Source organism: Planktothrix sp. FACHB-1355 (assembly GCF_014748295.1).
Lineage (GTDB): Bacteria > Cyanobacteriota > Cyanobacteriia > Cyanobacteriales > Aerosakkonemataceae > Aerosakkonema > Aerosakkonema funiforme_A.
On record NZ_JACJUP010000660.1, the window covers coordinates 1 to 3,906 of the forward strand.

Below are 3,906 nucleotides of genomic sequence, written 5' to 3' on the forward strand. Positions count from 1 at the left end.
CCCCACTCCCCCACTCCTCTTTGTGCCTATTTCTGCCAGGATTACTGTAGAGGATAGCGGTGTTGGTGTGCCACTCGAATTGCGGGAAGTGATTTTCGAGCCATTTCGGCAAGGAGAACCAGAAATTGCTCGCAAATTTGGCGGTACTGGATTGGGATTGGCAATTGTCAAAGAATTTGTTGATTTACATGGTGGTAAGATCGCAGTTGATGAAGCAGTTTTAGGTGGAGCGAGATTTAGTGTAGAATTGCCGTTACTCGCACCAGCAGATGTGGAGGTAGCAAGTGCGATCGCACTTTCTTCAGACAATATTAACAGCGAACTTGCGAGCGTTATGCTGGCAGAACTGCGATCGCCGGAAATTAATGTAGTTAAGGATTATTTAACAGCTCCCAGTACTCAACCACGAGTACTTGTAGTCGAAGACAATCCTGAAATGAATCGGTTTATTGCCGACACGCTGGCATCTGACTATAACATCGTCACAGCTTTGAATGGGCAAGAAGGATTGGAACTGGCACTTAAGTTGCATCCCGACGCTATCCTCAGCGATGTGATGATGCCCCAAATGACTGGCGATCGAATGGTACGCCAGATTCGCTTGCATAGGGAATTGAATGCGGTGCCAATTGTGCTGCTGACTGCCAAAGCAGACGATGACTTGCGCGTGCAGATGTTGCGAGAAGGGGTACAAGACTACTTAATGAAACCTTTCTCATCTGAAGAATTGAAGGCGCGGGTGGCGAATCAAATTGCCATGAAGCGCGCGAAAGAAATACTTCAGCAGGAATTAGGTTCTGCTACGGAAAATTTGGCACTTTTAGCAGAAGAAGTGCGAATTCGCCAACGCGAACTGCAAACAACCCTAGCAGCTTTGCAAGAATCCGAAGAGCGTTTTCGGCAACTGGCAGAACACATTCGCGAAATTTTCTGGTTGTTCGAGCCGAAAAACTCAAAAATACTCTACATCAGTCCCCGTTACGAACAAATATCGGGTCTTAGCTGCCAGAGTTTGTCCGAACAGCCGACCTCTTTTTTCGATATTGTTTACCACGAGGACAAGCAACAGGTGTTGCTTGCCTTTGAAAAGCAACTTCGAGGAGAACACTTAGAAGTAGAATATCGGATCGTTCAACCGAATGGCTCGATTCGTTGGATATGGGCTCGTGCTTTTCCCATCGAAAACGAATTGGGAGAAGTATATCGCATTGCGGGAATTGCGGAAGATATGACCGATCGCAAACAAGCTGAAATAGTTCTGCAAAACTTCGCTTCCGAATTGGAAATTGCGATCGCCCAACGCACTGACGAACTGGCTTTTTCCAATTGGCTGCTGCAAGAAAAAATCGGGGAACTAGAGGCGGAAAAGGAAGCTTTGCGAAGAAGTGAAGAAAGATTCCGCAGTTACTTTGAACTGCCTTTAATCGGTATTGCGATTACCTCACCGGAAAAAGGCTGGTTGCAGGTAAACGACAAATTGTGCGATATCTTTGGCTATTCGCGACAAGAACTCAGCCAGATGACTTGGGTTGAGATTACCCATGCGGATGATTTGGCTGCCGATATCGATAATTTCAATCAAATTTTGGCTGGCGAAAGGGAAAGCTATGCGATCGACAAGCGGTTTATCCGCAAAGATGGAGAAGTTATTTATGCCGACATCGCCACCCAATGCGTGCGTCGCGCTGACGGGTCTATTGATTATTTTGTCTTGTTGGTTCAGGATACCACCGATCGGGTGCGGGCGCTATTGAAGTTGCGCTTGCTGGAATCGGTTGTAGTTAACGCCAATGATGCGATCGTAATTACGGAAGCTGAGCCGATTGAGGAGCCGGGGCCGCACATTCTCTACGTTAACGCTGCTTTTACCCGTATGACCGGCTACACTCTACAGGAAGTGGTGGGTAAAACACCTCGGATTTTGCAGGGGCCTCAGAGCGATCGAGCTACTCTCAATCAACTTCGGGAAACCATACAAAATTGGCAACCAGGGGTATTTGAACTAATTAATTACCGCAAAGATGGCTCCCAGTTCTGGGTAGAACTGAGCCTCGTACCGGTAGCTGACGAAACGGGGTGGTATACGCACTGGATCGCCATAGAGCGCGATATTACGCAACGCAAGCTCTCAGAAGAGGCACTGTACCGTCGCGAGCGGGAATTCAAAACATTAGTTGAAAATTCGCCAGATATCGTTCTTCGCTGCGACAGGGAAATGCGTTACCTGTATGTCAATCCGGTGGTGGAAACGTTGACGGGAACGCCAACCGAAAATTTCATCGGTAAGAATTTCCGAGAACTCAGTTCTCCAGAGGAGTTATGCCAGCTGTGGGAGACGACCCTGACGAAAGTATTTGAAAGCGGTGTTGAACAAACGATTCAATTTGTCTGTCCTACTTCAATTGGAATGCGTATCTATCAATCTCGTGTCGTTCCAGAGCCAAACAAAAAAGGTGCGATCGAATCAGCGCTGGCTGTGATCCGCGATATTACGGAACTCAAAGAAGCGGAGGAAGAACGCGCTCAGAGAATTCGCGAACAGGAGGCGCGTGTTTTGGCAGAGGCGCAGCAACGACGATTTGCTTTTCTGGCAGAGGCTAGCATGGTGCTGGCTTCTTCTTTTGATTACGAAACTACACTCGCTCAAGTGGCTCGCCTTGCACTGCCTTATCTGGCTGATTGGTGTATTTTCTATATTGTGGGAGAAGAAGGTCAGATCTTGAGGCTGGCAAGCGCTCATTCAGATCCGCGTCAGGAAGAACTGTTGCTGCAACTGCAAACTTATGATGAGCTTGACGCAGCTAATTCAAAATCCTGTCTTGGAAAGGTCGGCATCGTGACGGGAAGCGGAGCCATTCCGATCTTGGGGTCTCCCCAAGTAGAGGATATGGCGTCCAAGACGCCGACTTTCCGCAAAATCCAAAATCTAAAATCGGGCGACCTGAATCTAGAGCATCCAGTGTTGGAAGTGTTACGCACTCTTAAGCCAGCGTTCTATCCGGAACTTGCCGACGATCGGATCGCGCAGTGCGCCTCTAATGCCGAAGATTGTAAGCTTTTGGAAGCATTAAAACCTCAGTCTGTTATTGTCGTACCGCTAGTTACCCAAGGAAGGATTTTAGGTGCTTTAGAATTTGTTTATGCAGAGTCGGGACGCCGCTACTGTTGGGAAGAATTGGCTTTGGCAGAGGAGTTGGCTACCCGCGCTGCCTTAGCAATAGACAATAGCAGAACACACCGCGAAGCTCAAGAAGCCAACCGCCTGAAAGATGAATTTCTGGCGATACTCTCTCACGAACTGCGAACGCCGCTACACGCTATTTTGGGTTGGGTGAATTTGTTGCGGACGCGGAAAGTTGATGCGATTATGACCGATCGAGCGCTGGAAACGATCGAGCGCAATGCTCGTTTGCAAACGCAAATGGTTTCGGATTTATTGGATGTTTCGCGCATTATTCGCGGCAAACTGGAACTGAATCTCTCTCCCATCGATCCAATTCCTGTGCTTGTGGCGGCTCTGGATACGGTACGTCCGACAGCTGAGCGTCAGGGTGTGGAGTTAAAGTGTGTTTTTAACGCTGTAGGAGAAGTTGCGGCTGATGCCGATCGCTTGCAGCAAATTGCGTGGAATTTGCTGTCTAATGCGATTAAGTTTACGCCCAAAGGCGGGGTGGTGGAAATTAAACTGGAAAAATTACAGATGGCAGATTTGAAATTGCAAAATGAAACTCAAAATCCTACTTTCAATTCGCAATCTGAAATTTCCTATGCCCAAATTACTGTAACCGATACGGGTAAAGGGATTAGTCCTGGCTTTTTACCTTACGTGTTCGATCGCTTTCGGCAAGAAAGCAATCTTCACCAGGGCGATGTCCACAGCAGTCTGACGCGATCGCAAGTGGGACT

General features: G+C 48.0%; 1 protein-coding gene. It reads left to right on the forward strand.

The window, feature by feature from the left end; translation table 11 throughout:
* Positions 1–22: 22 nt before the first annotated feature.
* The coding region (locus tag H6S82_RS22570) for a PAS domain S-box protein (protein ID WP_191056740.1) at positions 23–3,906 on the forward strand (3,884 nt) is incomplete at its 3' end.